Below are 20,428 nucleotides of genomic sequence, written 5' to 3' on the forward strand. Positions count from 1 at the left end.
TCAGCATACGATGTCACCCGATACGTCTCCGCCCCCTTCCTACCGTTCGCTCGGCCCACTCCTCGTCCTCCGGCGGTCCCTCGGTCGGCAACTCTTCGGTCTCTTCCTCGCGTTTATCGGCTTCAGTATCATCGATTGGGCTATCGACCCGCATACGGTTCCCACTTCGGGCGTCATCTACGGCGCTATCGGCGTGTTCGTCCTCTGCAACGGTTTGTACGTCGGCGGCGTCCGAATCCGGTAGCGACGTCGTGGTGAAGTCGGGACCACGACTACCGAGCGAAAGCGACCGAACCGAGGGCGAAACGCCGTTTTCACGGCCGCTTTCGGGATGCGCGGCGAGGATGCCCGAGCCATACGGCGGGGGTGTCCGAGCACCGGGGAAGTCAGGGGCCGAGCGGACGGATGGCCGGAACCGCACGGCCGTCCGTCCGCGGTGGCGGTGCGGTCGTGGTCCCTGGCAGTTTCGGTCACGGCGGACGAGTTCGCCCACGATACCGAACAGCCACGAACCCTAAAACCCCCGGACGCTGCCGCGAAAAAGAAATGCGCTACAGCGAGCGAAAAGACAATACCGACTTCACTCGCTCGATTCGGCGACTTCCTCGCGCAACGTGGCCACTTCGGCCACGCGCTCGGCGTGGGCGTTGTGCTGGTGGATGGATTCGTCGTTGCTCTGTTTCATCGTCACGACCGCGTCGTCGGGCAGGTCGGGGAACGTCTCCACGACGCCGTGGGCCATGTCGCGCACGCAGTCCTCGACGAACTTCGCGTCGGCGTGCGCCTGAAACGTCATGTGGTCCTCGTCGGGGCGCTTGGCGAGGTTGTAAATCCGGGCGCTCATCGAGTCGCGGGCGACCTCGATGAGTTCGTGGAGGTCCACTTCGGGCGCGCCGGAACTCTCGACGGTGAGGGTCGCGTGACCGCGTTGGGAGTGACCTGCCTGCGGAATTTCCCGTAGGAACTCCTTCACTTCTCGCTCGCCGACGCCGAGGTCGAGGAGTTTCTCCTTCGCGCGGCCGCTCATCATACCCTGCGAGCAGGGACAGACCGTCATGCCCGTGACGCGCGCGCCGATTTCCTCGGTCGTCTCCTCCTCGGTCGCTGTCGCGCTAGCGATGATGTCCACCATCGCTTGCGTGGGGCGCTCGCTCTCGGGCGTCGTATCGCGCACCATGAACTCCGCCTCCATGCTGACCTCCGCTTTCGAGGTGTAATCGTGCTTTTCGAGCAGTCGCTCGGCGGCGTCGCCGCACACGTCTTCGAGTCGGTAGGTCGGTTCGCTCACCGCGTCTTCGAGCACTTCGTCCACGACCTCCATGTTTCGGCTCATGTCCGCGCCTTTCCGCCAGCTCGGGAGGTCGACGAGTACGTCGAACTCCGCGGTGAGAACGTAGGGTCGTTTGTCAGGTCGGGCGACTTCGACCAGCTTCTCGACCCCCGTCACGCCGACCCGATTCAACCCGACGGTCACGTCGGGTTCCGTTGCCTGTACGTCTGGGAGTTGCCCTTTCATTGTCGTTCCCTTGTGAGCAACGGAATTAGAGGCTTCCGCTTCCGGCAGTCAGTCTAACTTTCCGAGGGCTTCGAAGAAGTTCGGCGACGGCCCGGCGATTCGGGCGGGTTCGGACGCGAGCGAGACGGTAATCGTCTCCGGTGGTTCGATGTGTACTTGCGTCCCGTCGCTGCCGACGACCGCGGCGTCCGCGTTCGACACCTCGACCACCACCTCGTGGTCCGGTTCGAACACCAGCGGCGGCATGGGATGTGACGCACACATCTCGGTGAGTATCAACCCGTTCACGCCGGGGTGAACCAGCGGGCCGCCTTCGCTGAGGTTGTACGCGGTGCTCCCCGTCGGCGTCGAAACCAACAGGCCGTCCGCGTGGCCGCTGTCGTACTCCACGTCGTCCACGTGAACTTCGTAGTCGAGTCCCTGTCCGTGTCCGCGCTGTGCGCCCTGTATCACGATTTCGTTCAGCGCGGGGTGGACCGACCAGTCGCCCTCCCCGGTCGCACGGAGGCGGGGCACTTCCCATGACGGTATCTCGCCCGTTTCCAGATACTCCGCGACGACCGCGCCGACTTCGGCCACGGCGTCTTCCGGCGCGACCGCGTTCAGAAATCCGACTTCGCCGAGGTTGACGCCGAGTATCGGCGTCCCGCCCGCACCGCTCGCCGAAAAGAGGAAGGTGCCGTCGCCGCCGATGCTGACGACCAGGTCGTTTTCCGCCATCCGGCTCACGTCCACGCCGTCGACGCCCAACCGCTCGGCGGTCGCGGCGTCGAGGTAAATCGTCACGGAATCGTCTCTGAGCGTTTCTCGGAGCCGTCCCGCGAGTGTCGCGGCCCGCTCGTTTCCCCGCTGTGCGACGATGCCGACGTTCATCACGGCCTCGTTCTCGCCCGGTGCTCAAAAAGCCGCCGACACGAACATTAATTTACGACGGGTGCCAGTGACAGGACGATGAGAACTGTCGCTCGGAACCGGACGCCGACGACCGGGTTATCGGTCCGGGATTCACGCCGAATCGAAACCGATGCGGAGGGACTGACGTGAGCGACGACGACGATTGGTTCGAGGCCGCGCTCCGCGACGACGAGGAATCCGACGGCGATGAATCCGCTGACGAGGACTCCGCCGACGAGGAATCCGTCAGCGGGGTGATGGACGGAACCGAAGCGGACGTCGCCCCCGACGAAAACGCGGCCGACGACGCACCGGACACCGGCGACGACCCGCTGTTCGAGGACGATTTCGCCAGCGCGTTCGCCAGCGCTCCCGGTGCCGGTGGAGGAAGCGAACCGGATTTCGGCGGCGGTGACGGATTCGACGACGAATTCGGCGGTGGCGGTTTCGACGACGGATTTGGTGGCGAAGGCGGGTTCGACGCTGGCGGTTTCGGCGGTGGCGGCAGTAGCTTCGACGACGAGGCGTTCGAATCCGCCATCCCGCGAATCGACATCGGCATCGACGGCCTCGACAGCATGATCCACGGCGGGGTCCCCGAACGAACCCTGATGGTCGCCATCGGCAACGCGGGGACCGGGAAAACCACGTTCGGACTGCAGTTTCTGAATCACGCCCTCTCGAACGGCGACAAGGCGGTCTACGTCACGCTGGAAGAGAGCCACGAGCGAATCGTCGCCAGCGCGACCGAGAAGGGCTGGCCCTACGACGAGTACATCGAGGAGGACCGCCTCGCGGTCGTGGACTTGGACCCCATCGAGATGGCCAACTCGCTGTCGAGCATTCGAAGCGAACTCCCCGGTCTCGTCCGCGACTTCGGCGCGTCGCGGCTCGTCCTCGACTCCGTGTCGCTCCTCGAGATGATGTATCAAGGGCAGGCCACCCGCCGCAACGAGATTTACGACTTCACACGAAGTCTCAAGGAAGCGGGCGTGACCACCATGCTCACGAGCGAAGCCAGCGACGAGAACCCCTACTCTTCCCGCCACGGCATCATCGAATACCTCACCGACGCCGTGTTCGTCCTCCGCTACGTGCGCAGCACCGACGACTTCATCGAGACGCGGCTCGCCATCGAAATCCAGAAAATCAGGGACGCGAACCACTCCCGCGAGATCAAACCCTACGACATCACGGACGAGGGCATCAGCGTGTATCAGCAAGCCAACCTCTTCTAAACCCACCTTTTACGACGGTCGAAAGGCGAGACCAGCGCAATTGCGCTGGTCTCGCCAGTCTCCCTGTAAAAGCTGGACCAAAAGCACTCCTCCTTCCCGTTGGTCAGTCGTCGCCCCGGAAAATCGGAGATTTTCCGGCGTCTCACAATGGCGGAGCGATTTTGATGGCTCGAAAGACCGCAGGTCTTTCGGTGGGTGTGCTAGCGACTGGCGGTTGTGTCACCTGCTGTTTTCGGCGGTTGTGAAAATGTTGATTCCAGCGGTTGCGAAGGCTCTGTTTCTGGCGGCTGTGTCGTCGGCTATCGCCACCTGTTGTGTGAATTCCGACCCTCTTGGAACCGCTAGACGTGACGGAAATGATGTGTTGAATACGGAGGACGGTCAATCGCTCAGTTCAGTCCATCGAGAACGTCTTCAACGGATAACGTCGGCTACCCGTGAAATAGAGGAGCAGAAGCGCTACACCGATCAAAAAGCCAGTTGCGAGGTTCACCGCGAGCCATTCGTACGGAGAGACCGCGACCGGCCGGGGTTTGATGACCTGAAAATACACGTATCTCAGTTGACTCGAAAACACGTACGGGACGAGGAATCCAATGAAACTGACGCCCCCAAATCCGACTACCTGAAGGAGCCGTCCTTTTATCGTGATATCCCGCCGAGCGCAGTCCACATACACGATACTCGAAACGGCTGCACCGACGACGAGTCCTCCCGAAAATAAGATTTTGGGGATGGCCATGGCTGTAGTTAAGTCGTCAAATTCTCTTTATTATATAAAAACTCTACATCCTGACCGTTCCGGCTCATTTATGAATGATTATCGAACGACAGTCACGGGAACCGGAGACCGCCTGACGACCGTTTCGGCGACGGACCCGAGCAGGATGCGCGAGACGCCCGAGCGCCCGTGGCTTCCCATGACGATGTGGTCGAACTCCTCGCCGAACTCCACGATGGTCTGGGCGGGTTGCCCGACTTCCGTCTTCGTCGAGACGCTGGTTCCGTGTTCCGCGGCCATCTCCTGTGCCTCCTCGAAGAGCATGGCGGCGTTCTCCTTCGACTCCTCGTACCACTCCTCCGAATAGCCGGGCATGCCGACCGTGGACGTGTAGCCGACGTCGATGGGGTCGATGACGTTGATGACGGTGATGTCGGCGTCCGGAAACTCGGAAAACGTGTACGAAAGTGCCTCGGTCGCCTGTTCCGACCCGTCCAACGGAACGAGGATTTTCTTTCCCATATCGAATATTACGCGTTCCTGTTACATAGCGTTTTGTCTCGCCGCGCGCTCAAACGATTCAGTCTCGGCCGTGCCGGGTGACACATTTCGGTAATCCGGTAATCTCGACCGGCTCGGAGTTGTCCGGCGAATAGACGACCATCTGACCCTTCTCCATGTACGGCACCTTCTTCTCCAGACTGGTCGGGATGTTCACGCTCTTGATGGCGTCCTCGTCGCCCAGATTGAGGACGACGGTCGTGTTTATCTGCTTGAACACGGATTCGGCGATGTCCTGGGGGTCCTGCGTGATGAGGAACAGGCCGAGTCGCTCCTTGCGGCCCTGTTTCGCCGCGTCGGTGAACTTGCCGATGACCTTCCGGGCCTGCACGCTGTCGGCGTTCGAGAGGAAGTTGTGCGCCTCGTCCATCCCGACGAGGAGCGGTGTCTCCTTGATGCTCGGGAACTCGGGCGCGTTCGATAGCTTCTCGTCGATGAGGAGACTCGACACGGCGAGGACGACCATCTCCTTCGCCCGACTCGACGGCAGGTGGTAGGTCGGCACGACCGAGAGCCTGCCGGACCGAACGAACTGGGGAACGAGTTCGGTGATGGATTTCGCCGACTGGTCGAACACGCCGCTCGGCACGGAGCGGGCGCGGCGCTTCACCGCGTCGAACGTCGCCTCGTGGACGCGCCCCGTCTCGTCCAACTCCTCGCGGAGCGCCGGGTCGTCGAGGTAGGAGAGGAACTCCTGATACGTCCCGCCGTCACCGTGGCTCCGGAAGAACCGATTCAGGAGGTGCGTGAGGGCGCCGTACTGGTTGTCGTTGAGGCTCGCGCCCGCGACGAGCCACTGGTTGTCCCTGACCATCGAGAACGGTATCGTGAACTCGATTTGCTCGGCCTCGTGGTGACTCGCGGCGTACGTCGAACCGCCGACTTTCGGCACGAACGCGACGGTTTCGTCGTGGCCGCCGTGGGCGATTTCCTCGCGCTCCCACGCGCGCTCGTCGCTCGCCGTCACGTCCGGGTTGTCGTCGTGCATCTGGGCGTACTCGTCCTGCGGGTCGAACTGCACGACGGCCATCCGTGCGTCGCGGCCGTCCTCCATCGGATACGTGCGCTCGTCGGCGAGGTACTGTCGAAGGATGTTCTTCGCGCCGTGGGTCTTCCCGGACCCGGTGCCGCCCGCCACGAGCGAGTGGCGGAAGACGAGCGGGTCGCCCGAGTCGTAATCGTCCGTCACGCGGTAGTCGATTGTCGGCGGCTCCGCCGCGGTTCGAACCTTCTCGCCCCCGACGGAGAGGTGCCCGAGGAACACGCCGTCCTCGGGTATCTTCAGCCCCGTCTTGATTTCGCGCTTGTCGCTCGCCTGTCGGACCACTGTCTCGGGTTTCGGCACGCGGTCGGTCATCCGCCGCTTTAACTCGCCGTCGTCGGAAAAGAGGACCGCGATGGGTTCGAGCGTCGCCATGAACTTGTAGTCCGTCTCGTCTATCGTCCCGTTGCGCATCGCTCGCCGGGCGTGAATCTCGGTGGCGTCGTCGCTGTGGAACTCCTGTGCGTACTCCAGCGTCGTGATGCGACAGAAGAGCTTCTCACCGTCGGGGTACGGCACGAGCAGGTACTTCCCGATTCGCACGTCGCCGCGGTTCGGCGCGGTGATGTACGCCCGGAGGCAGGTGTCGTCGCTGTCCTCGCCGATTACGAGTCCCTCCGATACGGCGAGACTACCGAGGCCGCGGTCCTCGCCGATGGGGTCGAGGTCCATGCGGTCGAAGTCGTCGTTCGCCTCCGTCGCGCTCGTTTCGTCCGTCCGCCTCTCGTCGGTTCCTGACGACGTTTCCGACCCCGACGAGTCGTCGGTGTCGCTCCCGTAGTTCGAGAAGTCGCCCAAATCGCTCATGGACCTGCCATCTCGGGCGCGAGTGAAACGTGTTTCGCACGGGACCGGACGTGCGAGTTACTGGCCGACGGCGTGAAACGAAGCGAGACGAACCGCGCTCGCCTCCGACTGCCGGAGTTCGACGCCCGAATCCCCCACTTGCCTTTTATTCTCCCACCGCCTATCTATGGGTATGTTGCTCGTTCGTGGTGAGGCAGGCGGGACGACCCTCACGGGGACGTTGTACGAGCGGGGCGAACGCTCGCCCTCGTTCAAGGGCGCGCCGGACGAAGACGCGCCCTACGTCTGGGTCTGTGACGAGTTCTATCAGGTCGAGAGCGGCGGCACCGCCCAGATGGTGTCCGGCGAGGAGGTCCACGTCGCGTTCGAGACGCCGATGCCGCGCGGGTTCGACACCCGCGAGCAGGCCCTCGACGCCGCGGAGGAACACGTCAGAACGCAGTTCGCTCGCATCGGCGTGGACGCGGACGACGTGGAGTTCTCGATAGAGAAAGCGGAGCTTCAGTAGTCGAGCCCCCACCGGATGTCGTTGTAGTTCCGGTCGAGTTCGGTATCGAACGACCTTTCGAAGCTCGTTATCAGCGAGTCCGTGCTGTTTCGACCGATTTGCGCCAGCGAATCGGCCTTCGTGATGACCGTCGGCGGTCCCTTCGAGACGGCGATTTCCTTCAGAAGTTGGCGCTCGATGCGCCGCCGACATGTCTCGTCGGCGGTGAAAATCCGCGGTGCTTCTATCTTGAACAGCAATCGCCGCCGCGGGTCGTAGACGACGCAGAACGTCAGTTCGTACTGCTCCGGCGCGTACTCCCGCTCGACGTGCCGTGCGGCCTCCGTGCTCCCGAGGAAGGCGTCGGACCCGGCGCGGGAGACGAACCAGTTCGTCAGGGTCAGGTCGTCGGAGAACCGCTCGTACTCCCCGTTTTCGTACTCGCCGCGTTCGAGGACTTGCGAGAAGAAGGCGGCGTCGTGCACCCACGGCGTGTTCACCCCTTTCGCCCGAAGCGTGCGGATGATGGACTTCGCGGAGATGTTCTTGACGAACCCCGCGAGCGGCACGTCGCGCTCGGCGAACGTCTCCACCAGTTCGACGTAGTTCTGCAGAATCGTCCGCACCTCGTCCGACTCCTCGAACAGGTCGGGGAGAATCGACCCGCGGTCGCGCCAGCGAATGATGCCTTTCGGGTACACCGGCCCGTCCAGGAGGAGGAAATCCGACACGTCGTCGGCGTGGTCGAGCGCGTGCCGACTCTCGGCGCGGTACAGCGCCAGCGCGTGCACGATGTCCCGTTCGTAGTCGTCCCGGCGCGGCGCGTGGACGATGCGTCGCTTGCTCCCCTCGCTGTAGGACTCCCAATCCGTGCCGAACTCCGTCGTCGCGTCGTTGGTGTGGACCGCCTTGACGATGGTTCGCGACCCGTGCAGGTCGAGGTCCGACGGCGACGAACTCATCGCGGCGTGCGCCACGTCCACCACCAACCCGTTTTTGAACGGTTGCGGGTTGATTGTCCCCGAATCGAGGCCGTGCATCGTCCCGAACTGGTCGGCTTCGAGCGCCAACTCCTCGATGTTGGCGCGCTTCCGACGGAGGTCCGAGAGCGGTTCGAGTATCTCCGTCCCGTCGTGAAACAGCGGGTCGAGGTAGTTCTCCCAGACGTTCCGTGCGAGTTCCCGGTGGTCGCGCTCTTCCCCTTCGTACTCAATCCTGTCCGCCAGTTCGGCGATGCCGTCGAAGTGAACGGGGTCGAGTGTCATGCCCGCTTCAACCCGGTCCACCCCGAAAAAAGGTACCGTTCTCCGATTCCGTGCGTAATCGAACCCGACCGCTTTCGAACCGACGACTGGCCGCTTCCGAACCGACGACTGGCCGCTTCCGAACCGACGACTGGCCGCTTCCGAACCGACGACCGACGCTCGGCGTGAGCGATGTCTTCGCCGCCGTAAAACGATGCGTTTCGGGCGAACGATAGCCCTGCGGCGTCAGTCGCCCGGTCTCTGCCTCGCGAGTATCACCCCCACGACGATGAGTATCCAACCGACGTCGTTTCGATTGGCGATTATCGTCGCACCGGCGGTGATGAGCGCCACGGAAACCCCGTTCGATGGTGCCCTGTTGGGCATGATATCACCCGTCCCTGTGAACGAGCGACTACAACCAGCACCGCCACCGTAGTTAACGGAATTCTTACGCGGAGTGAAAGTGAACCGAAAAACGACCGGGGGGAGAAGCGAACCGAAAACGACCGGAAGAAGACGCTTCCGTTGCAACCGCGCAGGCGAAGAATAGTTACCCCGCGGCGCCGTCGGTTCGCCCATGAAAGCGGGACTCATCGTGCTCGACGGATGGGGACTGGGTAGCGAAGACGGCGGCCGGAACGCAATCGAGGCCGCGGACACGCCGAATTTCGACCGCCTCGCGCGGGACGGGTCGTACGGGACGCTCGACGTGACGGGGCGGCGAGTCGGCCTCCCGGACGGCCAGATGGGTAACAGCGAAGTCGGTCACCTCAACATCGGCGCGGGACGCGTGGTCAAACAGGAGTACACCCGCATCAGCGACGCCATCGCGGACGGCGAACTTGGCGAGAACGAGGCCATCAACGGTGCGTTCGACTACGCCGAGGAACACGGCGGGCGCGTCCACTTCATGGGATTGGTGAGCGACGGCGGCGTCCATTCAGACCAGGAACACCTCTACTCGCTCATCGAACTCGCGGCGGAGCGCGGTATCGAGGCGACGACGCACGCCTTCACGGACGGCCGGGACACGCCGCCGAAGAGCGGGGCGGGCTTTCTTTCCAGTCTGGAAGATGTGGTCGAGGAACAGGGGACGGGCGAGATAGCGACCGTCTCGGGGCGCTACTACGCGATGGACCGCGACCAGAACTGGGAACGGACCCAGCGGGCCTACGACGCAATCGTGAATCGGGAGGCCGAGTACGAGAAGGGGAGCGCCGTGGAGGCCGTGGAAGCGTCCTACGAGCGCGGCGACACGGACGAGTTCGTCAAACCGTCGCTCGTGAGGCGCGGGCACGCGCTGGAGGACGGTGACGCGGTGGTGTTCTTCAACTACCGCTCCGACCGCGCCCGACAGCTGACGCGCATGATAGCGGACATCGACCCGGTGTGGTCGTTCGATACGAACCCCCCGGGCGTCGAGTTCGTGACGATGACCCAGTACGACCCCGAGTTCGACCTGCCGGTGGCGTTCCCGCCCCACCAACCCGAAGAGACGTTGGGTGAGGTGCTCTCGGAGAACGGCTTGACGCAGCTTCGACTGGCGGAGTCGGAGAAGTACGCCCACGTCACCTACTTCCTGAACGGCGGGCGGGAGGTCGAGTTCGACGGCGAGATTCGGCGCATCATCGAGAGTCCCGACGTGCCGACCTACGACCTGCAACCCGAGATGAGCGCCGAAGGCGTCACGGACACGGCTATCTCGGTCATCGACGCGGAGGACCCCGACGTGCTCGTCCTGAACTACGCGAATCCGGACATGGTGGGCCACACCGGGGACTTCGACGCCGCCGTGGAAGCCGTCGAAGCCGTGGACGAACAACTCGGACGACTCGTGGACACGCTCGAAGCCCACGGAGCCCACGTCCTCATCACCGCGGACCACGGCAACGCGGACGACATGGGGACGCCGGAGAACCCGCACACGGCGCACACGTACAACTTCGTCCCGTTCGTCTACGTCTCCCCCGAAGGCGACGACGGCGGAAAGAGGGTTCGGAGCGGCGGGTCGCTGTGTGACCTCGCGCCGACGCTCCTGTCGCTCATCGGCGTCGAGCAACCGGCGGAGATGACCGGCGAGTCGCTGTTGGAAAACTAGTCGTAGCGGAGGATGCGCGTGTCGATGGCGTCACAGCGCGGGCAGATGTGTTGGTAGTGAATTTCCCGTTCTCGTTTCGTGACGCGCCAGTTACCTTCCGTATCGACGTAGCCGCACTCGATGCACTTGCGCTCCTTGTCCTCGTAATGCTGTCGTAGCCGGTCGAACGGGGAACGACTGGATTTGGCTGCCATGTGGTAACGTATGGTATGGTACTCCATAACTATAACGATTTTTTGATATTTGTTGGATAATCAACCAGAAGAACCGTTGCTCACCGGGATTTCCCACTCACAACAACGGTTGCAGCGTCTCGAAGGTCTCGTCGCTCGCCGCCGCGAGGAACCGGTCGTCATTGTTCGCCAACCGTGCGCCGCTCTCCTCCGCCAGCAACCACCCCGCGTGCTGTTCCACCGCGTCCGGGTGGACGGAGACGACGGCTTCGAGTTTCCCCCGCGCGAGCAGGCCCCAATCCAACGCGGGTGCCCAACTCTCCCAGACCCGCTTGCAGCGTTCGGCGACCTCCGCGTTCAACGCGTCCGCTTTCGCCCGCAACTCCTCGTCCCGAACCGCGTCCAGTCCGAGGACGAACGAAACCGTCGCGTGGTCGCTCGCCACGTCGCTCTCGGCCCGAATCGGTTCGCCGTTCAGCGTGACGCCGTCCCCCCGTCTGGCGACGTAGGTGTCGTCGTGAAGCGGGTCGCGGACCACCGATAGAACCGGCACGTCCTCCCGGAGGAGCGCGAGCGCGGTGCCGAAGTACGGAATCCCGGAACAGAAGTTGTTCGTGCCGTCGAGCGGGTCCACCACCCACCGGTACTCGCCCGCGCCGGACCGCTCTCCAGACTCCTCGGCGTAGATGGCGTGGTCGGGGAACGCCTCGGTCAACACGTTCAGCACGCGGCGCTCCGCCGCACGGTCGGCGAGCGCCTTCACGTCGTCCGGGCCGTGTTCCGCCGCGAGCGAGTTCGTTTCGAACTCGGAAACCAGATACGCCCCTGCGGTGTCACACGCCCGCACCGCGACCACCTCGAACGAATCGAGGTCACTCTCGTCCATACGAATACGTATCACCGAGGCGTGAAATCCGTCTCGGTTACGATTCGTCCCGTCTCACCCAGTGCGGAACGAGAAATCCACCGACGGGGCGCTGTGGGTCAGCGCGCCGATGGAGATGACGTCCACGCCAGTCCCGGCGTAGTCGGCGACGTCCTCGATACCGATGCCGCCGCTCGCCTCCGCGAGGACGCCATCGGGGAGCAGTTCGACGCCGCGCTCCACGTCCGCCGCCGGGAGGTTGTCGAACATCACGATGTCGGCACCCGCCTCGGCCGCCCGGCGGCCGTCGGCGGGGCGCTCCACTTCTACCTCGATTTTCGTGGCGAACGACGCCGACTCGCGGAAGTGTGCAATCGCGCCGTCCATCCCCATCTCCTCGATGTGGTTGTCCTTGACCATGACCATCCCCGAGAGCGTGAGCCGGTGGGTGTCCCCCCCACCGGCCGCGATGGCCCGTTTCTCGATGCCGCGAAGGCCGGGCGTCGTCTTTCGCGTCCCAGCAATCGCCACGTCGTCGCTGACCGTTCGGGCGGCGGCCACCGCGTTCGCCGTCTTCGTCGCGACGCCCGACGCGTGGCCGACGAGGTTGACCGCGACTCGCTCCCCGCGGAGGACGTCCGTCGCCGGACCGTGAACCTCGAACACCGTGTCGCCCGCCTCGACGCGGGTCCCGCTCTCGACCGCCAGTTGGGAGTCGCAATCGAGGTAGTCGAACACGGCCAGCGCGGCGTCCAGTCCGGCGACGACGCCGGATTCCCGCGCGACGAGTCGCCCGACCGTCTCGCCCGGGACGTGGTTGGTCACGTCACGGTGGCCCACGTCCTCGCGGAGCCACCGTTCCACGTCGCCGTCAGTCAGCATGGACCTCCTCCACGTGGTGGCAGCCGACGGATTCGGCGTCCAGCGCGTCCCGTGCGACCAGCAGGGCGACGACGGTCGCGTTCCTGAGTTCGTAGAGGTCGCGCGCGGTCCGGGTTCTGGCGTAGGCGTCGACCTCGCCTTTCAGTCGCCGAAGCACCGCCGTCGCCCGCCGAAGGTCGTCCGGTGTTCGGGTGAGGCCGACGCACTCGTCCATCACCGCCCGCAATCGGGCGAACTTGTCGCGGGCGAACCCGTCCGGAAGCGCCGGGTCGCTGTTCAACAGGTCCGGCACTTCGACGGGTTCGGTGGTCGTTTCTCCGTTCGCCGCCGTCTCCCCGGCGCGGAGTCCCCACACCAACCCTTCGAGCAGGCTGGTCGAGGCGAGTCGGTTCGCGCCGTGCACGCCGGTTCGAGCGCACTCGCCGACCGCGAACAGGCGGTCGAGGCTCGTCCGTCCCCGGTCGTCCACGTCGATGCCGCCACAGAGGAAGTGTTCGCTCGGCGCGACCGGAATCGAGTCGCGGTCCACGCCGCGCTCGTCGCACTTCTCGGCGAGGTCCGGGAACGTCCCCGCGAAGTCGAGCGGCGTCGTGTCGAGGACGACCCCGCCGGTTCGCTCGCGTTCGCGCTGGACCGCGCGGGCCACCACGTCCCGCGGCGCCAACTCGGCGTCCGGATGCACGTCCGTCATGAACCGTTCGCCGTCGGCGTTCCGGAGGACCGCGCCCTCGCCGCGAACCGCCTCGCTGACGAGGAAGGAGTCGTCTCGCGGCGTCGCCGCTCGGTTCGTGGAACGTGGTTCCACGCGTCCCGAATACGCGGTCGGATGAAACTGCACGTAGGCCATGTCGGCCGTCTCCGCACCCGCGAGCGCGGCCATGGCGATGCCGTCGCCCGTCGCCGACGCCGGGTTCGTCGAGTGGCCGTACAGCGCCCCGATGCCGCCGGTCGCGAGTACCGTCGCCCCCGCGAAGACGGGGCGGACGTTACCATCGCGTTCGAGCATCGCGCCGTGAACCCGTCCCTCGTGGGTCACGAGCGACAGCGCGGCGGTGTCCTCTCGAATCCGAACCCGGGGATGGTCGTCCAGGTGGGACAGGAACGGCCCGAGGACGTGTTGACCCGTGCTGGCATCGACGTGCAGGATTCGCTTCTCGGAGTGAGCGGCCTCCCGCCCGTAGTCGTATTCCTCGCCGTCCGTGTCGAAGGAAACGTCGAGCGCGTCGATGAGCACGTCCGTCACCGCGTCGTTCGCGTTATCGACCAGCACGTCCACCGCGTCCGGGTCGGACGTGTTCGCGCTCGCCGTCAGCACGTCCGCGTGGAGCGATTCCGGGTCGTCGCGGGTCACGGCGATGCCGCCCTGCGCCCAGTGCGTCGAGGCGTTTTCGGGACGGGTCGCTTTCGTGGCGAGAAGTACGTTCGCACCCGCACGCGCCGCGGCGAGCGCGGCGCTACAGCCCGCGATGCCGCTGCCGACGACGAGCACGTCGGTCGTTTCGGCGTCGTTTTCCGTCCCGCTCATAGGTCCAACATCCTGTCGAGCGCCAGCATTGCGAGGTCCTTTTCCTCCGGTGCGACCTCGATGACGTTGCGTTCCCGTCCGCCGACCAACTCCTCCAGCACCCACGTCAGGTAGTTCGGGTCGATTTGGCGCATCGCGTTGCAGTCCATGCACGCGTCGCCACAGAGGGGGCGTACGTTCACCTCTGGGTACCAGCGTTCGAGGTGCTCGACGAGGTGAATCTCCGTCCCGACGGCCCACGTCTCGCCGGGGTCGGCCTCGGCGACGGACTCGCAAATCGTCGCCGTGCTGCCGACGACGTCGGCCGCCTCCACGACCTCACGGCGGCATTCCGGGTGGACGACCACCTTCGCGTCCGGATGCTCCTCGCGGACGCGCTCGACGTGTCCCACGTCGAAGCGCTCGTGGACTTGGCAGTAGCCGTCCCAGAGGACGATTTTCGCGTCCGCCACGGACTCCGAACCCTGCTCCTCGGGGTCCCACGGATTCCACAGCACCGTCTCGTCCTCCAATCCGAGTCGATGGGCGGTGTTCTCCCCGAGGTGCTTGTCGGGCAGAAAGAGCACCTTGTCGCCCCGCTCCAGCGCCCACTCGAAGACGCGGTGGGCGTTCGAGGAGGTACAGACCGCGCCGCCCTGCTCGGCGCAAAACGCCTTCAGGTCGGCGTAGGAGTTCATGTACGTTATCGGAACGATGTCGTCGTCGGGCGCGGCCGCCTCGATACGCTCCCACGCGGCGTCCACCTGCAGCGCCTCCGCCATCCCGGCCATCGGGCAGGACGCCTCCATCGACGGGAGGATGACCGTCTGGTCGTCGTCCGTGATGATGTCCGCCGACTCGGCCATGAACGTGACGCCGCCGAAGACGACGTATTTCGCGTCGGCCTCCGCCGCTTGGACACTCAACTGGTAGGAGTCGCCGACGAAATCCGCGTGTTCGACGATTTCCCGCCGCTGGTAGTTGTGACCGAGGACGACCACGTCGTCGCCCAGTTCGTCGAGCGCCCGCTCGATGCGCTCCGTTCGCTCTTCTTCACTCAGTCCCCGATATTCAGAGGGAAGTTGCTCTAAATTGTCGTACTTGAACAGACTGAGCTCCGTTTCGAGGTTTGCTGTCTCCATTTTTGGCACGTCGTTCCACCTGTGGTTGCACTAGCCCACAACATCAGGTATTGAAAATATTTTCTCTTCAAATCCGGGTATCTGATTCCGGTGGCGACTGGTGGACGGGTCCGTCGGCGAATCACTCGAAAATACCACTCGAAAATGAGTACCGCGTTCCCTATCGGCGGTCGCGCGTGTCGCGGCGCGCGGCGCGTTCGGCGCTCGACCAATCCCGATGTTCGGATTCCTCGCCGTCGCTTTCCGTGTCGATGAGCCACCACAGGAGGAGCGGACCGCCGATTGCGAGGACGAAAAACAGCGGGAATACGACCGCGATTCCGGCGTCGAGGAGGGGCTGGAACATGACAGAAATCGGTGTCGAACCGGCTTAATCGTTCCGTCCGTCGAAGACGACGCTCCCGTCCACCACCGTCATCGCCACGTCGATGTTCTCGATGTCGTCCTCGTGGTCCCACGGCGAGCGGTCGAGGACGGTGAAATCCGCCCGTTTTCCCGTCTCGACGGTTCCGAGGTCGTCCTCGTCGAACCCGGCGTAGGCCGCCCCGAGCGTGTACGCGCGGAGGGCCTCCGTCACGGACAGTCGCTGTTCCTCGACGGGCGCGTTGACGGTCTGGTGAATCCCGAGGAGCGGGTCGAGGGGCATGCAGTCGCTCCCGAACGCGAGGTGGGCACCGGCGTCGAGCAGGGCGCGGTAGCGGTTGGTCTGCCGTCGTCGCTCCTCGCCGAGTCGGGCGTCGTACAGGCCGTCCGGTTGCGCCCACTTCAGGAAGTTCGGTTGGACGGACGCGATAACGCCCGACTCCGCGAACCGCTCTATCTGTTCGTCCGTCACGAGTTCGACGTGTTCGACGCGGTGGCGCTTCTCGCCCGCATCCCCGGTTTTCTCGAAGGCGTCCAACACGGTCTCGATGGCTTCGTCACCGATGGCGTGGGCCGTCACCTGAAATCCCGCGCCGTCCGCCCGCTCCACGATGTCGTCCAGTTCTTCCGGGGAAACGACCCACTTCCCCGTCACGTCTCCGTCGGTGTCCGCGGCGTCGTCGGCGTCGGCGTACGGTTCCGAGAGCTTCGCCGTCCGGCCGCCGAAACTGCCGTCGGTGAAGGACTTTATCGCGCCCGTCGTCACCAGCGAACTGCCGTGGTTCGTCACGAGGCCGATTTCGTCGGCCGCCTCGATGTGGTCGCTCCAGTAGTTGATGCGGACCCGAAGGGAGAGGTCGCCGTCCCGTTCGAGGCGGCGGTACACCTTGGGCGCGCGCGATTGGCGAACCATGTCGTGAACCCCCGTGACGCCCTTCTCGTGGGCGTCCCGCTGTGCCGCGAGCAGGAGTTCCCGCGCCGTCTCGGCGTCGGGTTCGATGGCTTCGTACACCGCGTTGACCGCATCCTCCACGATGACGCCGGTCGGGTCGCCGTCCTCGGTTTCGACGTCTTCGTCTGGCATCTCGTCGCCGAGTCGGTCGAGCGCGACGCCGTTGACGGAGGCGACGTGGAGGTCCTCGCGGAACGCGACCACGGGGCGGGTTTCGCTCACCGCATCGAGGTCCTCGCGGGTGAGGTAGCGCGATTCGTCCCACGTGCTCTCGTCGAACCCGTAGCCGAGTATCCACTCGCGGTCGCCCTCCACCTCGGCCAGCAGGTCCACGCAATCGGCTGGCGAGTCGGCCGCCGAGAGGTCGGCGTTGACGATGTAGCTCCCGACCGTCTGCATGTGCGTGTGGGCGTCGATGAATCCCGGCAGGAGGACGCGGCCGCCGAGGTCGATGACCTCGGTTTCGATGCCTTCGAGGAACGCGACTTCGTAGGCGGAATCCACGCGAACGATTTTCCCGTCGCGGACGGCGACCGCTTCGACGGTCTCGTCGCCGTCCGACAGGGTGTGTACCTCGGCGTTCGTGAGAATCACATCCGCTGGCGCTGTCATGCTTTCGTGGTCTGCTCCGACGCCGATAACTGTTCGGGGTCCGGTAGAACGGGACGGGCGACGGGTCCGTTTCCGCCCGCAGACTGATGTGCGTCGCTCCCGTTGCACTACCCATGAGCGTGACCGGCCTGTGTCAAATCTGCGAGGCGGCCGAGACGACGCACGACTGTGACCGCTGCGGTGCCCTCGTCTGTGACGAACACTGGAACCGGCAGAGCGGGTTCTGCGTCGAGTGCGCGGCGGAACTCGGCGTCGGCGAGGGCGGGAGCACGCCGAACGGGCCAGGAGCCGAGGACATCACTCCGCCGGACACCGAGGACGAAACTCACCGGTTCTGATGACCCGATTCGAGGTAAGCCGTATCGCGGCTATCGATAATCCATATCGCGGTTACCGGTACTGATTCAGCCGTTTTTTCAGTCGCTTTGCGGCCTGTCCCGACGCCTCGGCGAACCGCTCTCCGGCGTCCTCGCCCGCGAAGATGATGCCGCGCGAGGAGTTCACCAGTCCCGCGCCGTCCGCGAGGGCGTAGGTCGCCGCCGCTTCGACGTCGCCGCCCTGCGCGCCGACGCCGGGGACGAGGAACGGGAGGTCCGGGACGCGCTCGCGGAGTTCTTCGAGTTCGTCCGGCGTCGTCGCGCCGACGACGAGGCCGACGTTGTCGTTGCCGTTCCACAGGTCGGCGAGCGAGGCGACCCACTCGTAGAGGGTCTCTCCGGACGCGAGTTCGAGGTTCTGCATGTCCGACCCGCCGGGGTTCGAGGTCCGACAGAGGATGAAGACGCCCTTGTCCTCCCGCGAGAGGAACGGGTCGAGCGAGTCGCGGCCCATGTAGGGGTTGACCGTGATTGCGTCGGCCGAATCGAGAAGTTTCGCGTACTGTCGCGCCGTGTTGCCGATGTCGGCGCGCTTCGCGTCGAGCAGGACGGGCACGTCTTTTCCGTGCGCGTACGCGATGGTTTCCGCGAGCGCCGCCCATCCGTCCGCGTCCTCGTAGAACGCGACGTTGGGTTTGTACACCGCCGCGTGTTCGTGTGTCGCGTCGATGATGCGACGATTGAACGCCCAGCGGGGCAGGTCGTACTCGTGCAGATGGTCCGGAATCCGGTCGATGTCGGCGTCGAGTCCGACGGAGACGATGCTGTCCGTTGCCGCGATGCGGTCCGCGAGCCGGTCGAAGAAGTTCATAGTCGGAGATTTTCGCCGGGGGTCATGGAGCTATCGAACTGGTAAAGGTCCTCCGCTCCTATGTATCTCCCATGTGCGTGACCGCCGTGGGGTTCGACCTCGATGCCACCCTCGCCGTGACCGATAGACCGCGGGCGAAACTGCTCGCGGACGCGACGACGGCGGTGGACGCTCCGTCGCTGTCCCGTCAGGCGTACCTCGACGCCCACAGTCGCCACCTCGCCAGCGAGACGCGCGAGCCCATATTCGACGATTTGCTCGCGGACGGGTGCGGCACCGACGCCGACGAACTCGCCACCGCCTATCGACGGGCGATATTGGACGCGCTGTCGCCGCTCGATGGCGTCCCGGACCTGCTCTCTTCCCTCCGTCGGGAGTATCGCGTCGGCCTGCTCACGAACGGCCCGGTCGTCGCCCAGCGCGGCAAACTCGCCCGACTGGGGTGGGAAGACCACTTCGACGTCACGGTCGTCACCGGCGAACTGGAGGCGGGAAAGCCGGACCGGCACGCGTTCGACGCGCTCTGTGAGAAACTTGGGGACCCGCCCGATGATATCGTGTACGTCGGCGACGATCCGAAGATGGACGTTCGGGGGGCGAACGACGCCGGGATGAAGACGATACAAGTGCTGTTTCCCGGCGGGCCGGACCCGGAACCGTCGGCCGACGCGTACGTCGAGCGCGACGAACTCGTTACCGCGCTTCCGGACGTGATTGCATCGCTCGAATCGCGAGACGACGGATAAGAGGACACGGAGACGACTATAGCGATTCGATCACGGCGTCCACGGCGCGCTTGACCTCCGCGCCGCTCTCGACGAAGACGAGGACGCGGGGCGGGCGAACCGCCTTCGGTCGGACGCGGATGCCCGACTCCGCCGCTTTTCGCTCGACGGCCTCGATTTCGTCGGTCAGTTCGATGCGAACCCTGTCCCGGTGGACGAACACTTCTGCCACCGGTTCGCCGTTCCGTTCGAGTTCGTATGCGAGCGCACCCTCCTCGCTCGGTTTGACGTCCGGGTCGGCGTTCACGACGGCGACCGAATCGAGCGGTGGGTCCTCCCGGCCGTCGAACTCGGAGGAGAGCAGTTGTGCGATGCGCACCCCGTCGGTAATCCTATCCTCGACCATACTCGGCGTTGGCGGGGCGGCGGTTTACGCTTTGAGGTCCGCGAGCGCTTCCCGCGCTTCGTCGCTCACGTCGATACCCTTCCGTCGCGCGTAGACGACGGCGGCGGCCTCGACCGAAACGGCGGCCTCCGCTTGGAGTTCGTTGATTTCGGCGACCGCAGTCTGTTTCGTCGTTCCGTGGGCGACGACTTTATCCAGCACCTTCTCGAACGTCGATTGCTCCTGGAGCAGGCTCTCGTCGGGAACGAACTCGTCGGGAATCTCGACGCTCGCCGGGTCGAACTCGGCGATCAGTTCGTCGTCCTCGTGGGACAGCAGTCCCTGCCCGCTGGCGACGTCGACGAGACGCTTCGCTTGGTCGGGGGAGAACCAGTCTCGGTCGAGCGACAGCGACACCACGAACTCGCTTTCACGCATCCGTTCGCGGCCCTTCTGCTGAAACGGCGCGGCGACGGCGATCCGCAAACTCATCGTCCGGCGAAACTGGACACGGCGGCCTAAATCTGCCGATGTGGGATTGCGAACCGAGTCATTGAAGTATTTCGTAGGCTACTTCCCCGATATGAAAGACCAAGGACGCTCCACGCGAAAGCGAACCGGCGGACGACTGAAGCCCCTCGACAAGAAAAAGAAACACCAACTCGGCCGTGAACCCACCGAAACGCAGGTCGGAGAACCGCGTTACCGCACCACGGACGCCCGTGGCCGCAACTCGAAGATTCGCGCGCTCACGACCGACGTCGCCAACGTGACCACCGACGGCGAGACGGTCAACGCGACGATTCAGGACGTGCTCGAAAACGGCGCGAACCCGAACTACGCCCGCCGAAACATCATCACGAAGGGCGCCATCATCGTCACGGACGAGGGCAAGGCCCGCGTGACCTCGCGTCCCGGCCAGACCGGTCAGGTCAACGCCGTTCTCCTCGACGACGAATAATCGGCGTCGATTTCTTTCGATTCCCGAACTGCCGAGCGACGGCCCCGCTCTACGTTTTGGGGCAC

24 protein-coding genes are annotated in these 20,428 nt (G+C 64.7%); 7 read left to right on the plus strand and 17 right to left on the minus strand.

Annotation, left to right across the window (positions count from 1 at the left end; genetic code table 11):
* Positions 1 to 10 precede the first annotated feature (10 nt).
* Complete coding sequence (locus V5735_RS14065) at positions 11 to 244, plus strand: hypothetical protein (protein ID WP_423744084.1); 234 nt, start codon at positions 11 to 13, stop codon at positions 242 to 244.
* A gap of 336 nt (positions 245 to 580) precedes the next feature.
* Here the strand turns inward: V5735_RS14065 and mptA are convergent, their stop codons facing one another.
* Together mptA and V5735_RS14075 are read right to left on the minus strand one after the other, a co-directional pair.
* Positions 581 to 1,516, minus strand: a complete 936-nt coding sequence (gene mptA / locus V5735_RS14070) for a GTP cyclohydrolase MptA (protein WP_423744085.1) — start codon at positions 1,514 to 1,516, stop codon at positions 581 to 583.
* Positions 1,517 to 1,564: 48 nt separating this feature from the next.
* Positions 1,565 to 2,389 carry an NAD(+)/NADH kinase gene (locus V5735_RS14075; protein ID WP_423744086.1) on the minus strand — a complete coding sequence of 275 codons (825 nt, stop codon included), beginning with the start codon at positions 2,387 to 2,389 and terminating at the stop codon, positions 1,565 to 1,567.
* Positions 2,390 to 2,556: 167 nt separating this feature from the next.
* Here V5735_RS14075 and V5735_RS14080 point away from each other — a divergent pair, with 167 nt between their 5' ends.
* Positions 2,557 to 3,648 (plus strand): KaiC domain-containing protein, encoded by a 1,092-nt coding sequence (locus tag V5735_RS14080; RefSeq protein ID WP_423744087.1) that lies wholly within the window; start codon positions 2,557 to 2,559, stop codon positions 3,646 to 3,648.
* A gap of 394 nt (positions 3,649 to 4,042) precedes the next feature.
* On the opposite strand, the gene V5735_RS14085 is transcribed toward V5735_RS14080, so the two are convergent.
* The 3 genes from V5735_RS14085 to V5735_RS14095 all read right to left on the minus strand — a co-directional run bounded on the left by V5735_RS14085 (position 4,043) and on the right by V5735_RS14095 (position 6,779).
* Positions 4,043 to 4,390, minus strand: a complete 348-nt coding sequence (locus V5735_RS14085) for a hypothetical protein (protein ID WP_423744088.1) — start codon at positions 4,388 to 4,390, stop codon at positions 4,043 to 4,045.
* A 78-nt stretch (positions 4,391 to 4,468) separates the two neighbouring features.
* Positions 4,469 to 4,891 (minus strand): universal stress protein, encoded by a 423-nt coding sequence (locus V5735_RS14090; protein WP_423744089.1) that lies wholly within the window; start codon positions 4,889 to 4,891, stop codon positions 4,469 to 4,471.
* Between the two features lie 58 nt (positions 4,892 to 4,949).
* Positions 4,950 to 6,779 carry an ATP-binding protein gene (locus tag V5735_RS14095; RefSeq protein WP_423744090.1) on the minus strand — a complete coding sequence of 610 codons (1,830 nt, stop codon included), beginning with the start codon at positions 6,777 to 6,779 and terminating at the stop codon, positions 4,950 to 4,952.
* A 172-nt stretch (positions 6,780 to 6,951) separates the two neighbouring features.
* Between V5735_RS14095 and V5735_RS14100 the strand changes: the two genes are divergently transcribed.
* Positions 6,952 to 7,287 (plus strand): DUF7113 family protein, encoded by a 336-nt coding sequence (locus V5735_RS14100; protein ID WP_069450908.1) that lies wholly within the window; start codon positions 6,952 to 6,954, stop codon positions 7,285 to 7,287.
* Here the strand turns inward: V5735_RS14100 and V5735_RS14105 are convergent.
* On the minus strand, positions 7,281 to 8,531 hold the full coding sequence (locus V5735_RS14105) for a DNA double-strand break repair nuclease NurA (RefSeq protein ID WP_423744091.1): 1,251 nt from the start codon (positions 8,529 to 8,531) through the stop codon (positions 7,281 to 7,283). The two genes, V5735_RS14100 and V5735_RS14105, sit on opposite strands and share 7 nt — an antisense overlap.
* 225 nt (positions 8,532 to 8,756) lie before the next feature.
* Positions 8,757 to 8,897: a hypothetical protein gene (locus V5735_RS14110; protein WP_175424138.1), complete on the minus strand. Its 141-nt coding sequence runs from the start codon at positions 8,895 to 8,897 to the stop codon at positions 8,757 to 8,759.
* A gap of 193 nt (positions 8,898 to 9,090) precedes the next feature.
* Here V5735_RS14110 and gpmI point away from each other — a divergent pair, with 193 nt between their 5' ends.
* Positions 9,091 to 10,611: a 2,3-bisphosphoglycerate-independent phosphoglycerate mutase gene (gene gpmI, locus V5735_RS14115; protein WP_423744092.1), complete on the plus strand. Its 1,521-nt coding sequence runs from the start codon at positions 9,091 to 9,093 to the stop codon at positions 10,609 to 10,611.
* Here the strand turns inward: gpmI and V5735_RS14120 are convergent.
* From V5735_RS14120 to V5735_RS14150, 7 genes are all read right to left on the minus strand, one after another.
* The gene (locus tag V5735_RS14120) at positions 10,608 to 10,805 is read right to left on the minus strand and encodes an HVO_0649 family zinc finger protein (RefSeq protein ID WP_423744093.1); all 198 of its coding nucleotides are present in this window, start codon (positions 10,803 to 10,805) and stop codon (positions 10,608 to 10,610) included. The genes gpmI and V5735_RS14120 overlap by 4 nt on opposite strands.
* A gap of 97 nt (positions 10,806 to 10,902) precedes the next feature.
* Positions 10,903 to 11,670 (minus strand): inositol monophosphatase family protein, encoded by a 768-nt coding sequence (locus tag V5735_RS14125; protein ID WP_423744094.1) that lies wholly within the window; start codon positions 11,668 to 11,670, stop codon positions 10,903 to 10,905.
* Positions 11,671 to 11,724: 54 nt separating this feature from the next.
* Positions 11,725 to 12,531, minus strand: coding sequence for a carboxylating nicotinate-nucleotide diphosphorylase (gene nadC, locus V5735_RS14130; RefSeq protein ID WP_423744095.1), 807 nt, complete (start codon positions 12,529 to 12,531; stop codon positions 11,725 to 11,727).
* Positions 12,521 to 14,056 (minus strand): L-aspartate oxidase, encoded by a 1,536-nt coding sequence (locus V5735_RS14135; RefSeq protein WP_423744096.1) that lies wholly within the window; start codon positions 14,054 to 14,056, stop codon positions 12,521 to 12,523. Before V5735_RS14135 ends, nadC begins: the two co-directional genes overlap by 11 nt.
* Positions 14,053 to 15,186, minus strand: coding sequence for a quinolinate synthase NadA (gene nadA / locus V5735_RS14140; RefSeq protein WP_423744097.1), 1,134 nt, complete (start codon positions 15,184 to 15,186; stop codon positions 14,053 to 14,055). Before nadA ends, V5735_RS14135 begins: the two co-directional genes overlap by 4 nt.
* A 151-nt stretch (positions 15,187 to 15,337) precedes the next feature.
* A complete protein-coding gene (locus V5735_RS14145) occupies positions 15,338 to 15,523 on the minus strand; it encodes a hypothetical protein (RefSeq protein ID WP_007983737.1) in 186 nt (61 codons plus the stop codon).
* A 24-nt stretch (positions 15,524 to 15,547) separates the two neighbouring features.
* The gene (locus V5735_RS14150; RefSeq protein WP_423744098.1) at positions 15,548 to 17,104 is read right to left on the minus strand and encodes an amidohydrolase; all 1,557 of its coding nucleotides are present in this window, start codon (positions 17,102 to 17,104) and stop codon (positions 15,548 to 15,550) included.
* 113 nt (positions 17,105 to 17,217) lie between these two features.
* On the opposite strand from V5735_RS14150, the gene V5735_RS14155 reads away from it, so the two are divergent.
* Complete coding sequence (locus tag V5735_RS14155; protein WP_423744099.1) at positions 17,218 to 17,442, plus strand: hypothetical protein; 225 nt, start codon at positions 17,218 to 17,220, stop codon at positions 17,440 to 17,442.
* Positions 17,443 to 17,494: 52 nt separating this feature from the next.
* Here V5735_RS14155 and pyrF read toward each other — a convergent pair whose 3' ends face one another.
* Positions 17,495 to 18,292 carry an orotidine-5'-phosphate decarboxylase gene (gene pyrF, locus V5735_RS14160; RefSeq protein ID WP_423744100.1) on the minus strand — a complete coding sequence of 266 codons (798 nt, stop codon included), beginning with the start codon at positions 18,290 to 18,292 and terminating at the stop codon, positions 17,495 to 17,497.
* A 71-nt stretch (positions 18,293 to 18,363) separates the two neighbouring features.
* On the opposite strand from pyrF, the gene V5735_RS14165 reads away from it, so the two are divergent.
* A complete protein-coding gene (locus tag V5735_RS14165; RefSeq protein ID WP_423744101.1) occupies positions 18,364 to 19,038 on the plus strand; it encodes an HAD family hydrolase in 675 nt (224 codons plus the stop codon).
* Positions 19,039 to 19,054: 16 nt separating this feature from the next.
* Here V5735_RS14165 and V5735_RS14170 read toward each other — a convergent pair whose 3' ends face one another.
* Positions 19,055 to 19,423: a hypothetical protein gene (locus V5735_RS14170; protein WP_423744102.1), complete on the minus strand. Its 369-nt coding sequence runs from the start codon at positions 19,421 to 19,423 to the stop codon at positions 19,055 to 19,057.
* 24 nt (positions 19,424 to 19,447) lie between these two features.
* Positions 19,448 to 19,894 (minus strand): DUF2240 family protein, encoded by a 447-nt coding sequence (locus tag V5735_RS14175; RefSeq protein ID WP_423744103.1) that lies wholly within the window; start codon positions 19,892 to 19,894, stop codon positions 19,448 to 19,450.
* Between the two features lie 91 nt (positions 19,895 to 19,985).
* On the opposite strand from V5735_RS14175, the gene V5735_RS14180 reads away from it, so the two are divergent.
* Positions 19,986 to 20,363 (plus strand): 30S ribosomal protein S8e, encoded by a 378-nt coding sequence (locus tag V5735_RS14180; protein WP_423744104.1) that lies wholly within the window; start codon positions 19,986 to 19,988, stop codon positions 20,361 to 20,363.
* The last annotated feature ends 65 nt before the right edge of the window (positions 20,364 to 20,428 follow it).

Source organism: Haladaptatus sp. SPP-AMP-3 (assembly GCF_049568665.1).
Classification (GTDB): Archaea; Halobacteriota; Halobacteria; order Halobacteriales; family Haladaptataceae; genus Haladaptatus; species Haladaptatus paucihalophilus.

Coding starts and splice junctions, on each gene's coding strand:
- V5735_RS14065 (WP_423744084.1), top strand. CDS start 11: ATGTCACCCGATACGTCTCCGCCCCCTTCCTACCGTTCGCTCGGCCCA.
- mptA (WP_423744085.1), bottom strand. CDS start 1,516: ATGAAAGGGCAACTCCCAGACGTACAGGCAACGGAACCCGACGTGACC.
- V5735_RS14075 (WP_423744086.1), bottom strand. CDS start 2,389: ATGAACGTCGGCATCGTCGCACAGCGGGGAAACGAGCGGGCCGCGACA.
- V5735_RS14085 (WP_423744088.1), bottom strand. CDS start 4,390: ATGGCCATCCCCAAAATCTTATTTTCGGGAGGACTCGTCGTCGGTGCA.
- V5735_RS14090 (WP_423744089.1), bottom strand. CDS start 4,891: ATGGGAAAGAAAATCCTCGTTCCGTTGGACGGGTCGGAACAGGCGACC.
- V5735_RS14095 (WP_423744090.1), bottom strand. CDS start 6,779: ATGAGCGATTTGGGCGACTTCTCGAACTACGGGAGCGACACCGACGAC.
- V5735_RS14100 (WP_069450908.1), top strand. CDS start 6,952: ATGTTGCTCGTTCGTGGTGAGGCAGGCGGGACGACCCTCACGGGGACG.
- V5735_RS14105 (WP_423744091.1), bottom strand. CDS start 8,531: ATGACACTCGACCCCGTTCACTTCGACGGCATCGCCGAACTGGCGGAC.
- V5735_RS14110 (WP_175424138.1), bottom strand. CDS start 8,897: ATGCCCAACAGGGCACCATCGAACGGGGTTTCCGTGGCGCTCATCACC.
- gpmI (WP_423744092.1), top strand. CDS start 9,091: ATGAAAGCGGGACTCATCGTGCTCGACGGATGGGGACTGGGTAGCGAA.
- V5735_RS14120 (WP_423744093.1), bottom strand. CDS start 10,805: ATGGCAGCCAAATCCAGTCGTTCCCCGTTCGACCGGCTACGACAGCAT.
- V5735_RS14125 (WP_423744094.1), bottom strand. CDS start 11,670: ATGGACGAGAGTGACCTCGATTCGTTCGAGGTGGTCGCGGTGCGGGCG.
- nadC (WP_423744095.1), bottom strand. CDS start 12,531: ATGCTGACTGACGGCGACGTGGAACGGTGGCTCCGCGAGGACGTGGGC.
- V5735_RS14135 (WP_423744096.1), bottom strand. CDS start 14,056: ATGAGCGGGACGGAAAACGACGCCGAAACGACCGACGTGCTCGTCGTC.
- V5735_RS14145 (WP_007983737.1), bottom strand. CDS start 15,523: ATGTTCCAGCCCCTCCTCGACGCCGGAATCGCGGTCGTATTCCCGCTG.
- V5735_RS14150 (WP_423744098.1), bottom strand. CDS start 17,104: ATGACAGCGCCAGCGGATGTGATTCTCACGAACGCCGAGGTACACACC.
- V5735_RS14155 (WP_423744099.1), top strand. CDS start 17,218: ATGAGCGTGACCGGCCTGTGTCAAATCTGCGAGGCGGCCGAGACGACG.
- pyrF (WP_423744100.1), bottom strand. CDS start 18,292: ATGAACTTCTTCGACCGGCTCGCGGACCGCATCGCGGCAACGGACAGC.
- V5735_RS14165 (WP_423744101.1), top strand. CDS start 18,364: ATGTGCGTGACCGCCGTGGGGTTCGACCTCGATGCCACCCTCGCCGTG.
- V5735_RS14170 (WP_423744102.1), bottom strand. CDS start 19,423: ATGGTCGAGGATAGGATTACCGACGGGGTGCGCATCGCACAACTGCTC.
- V5735_RS14175 (WP_423744103.1), bottom strand. CDS start 19,894: ATGAGTTTGCGGATCGCCGTCGCCGCGCCGTTTCAGCAGAAGGGCCGC.
- V5735_RS14180 (WP_423744104.1), top strand. CDS start 19,986: ATGAAAGACCAAGGACGCTCCACGCGAAAGCGAACCGGCGGACGACTG.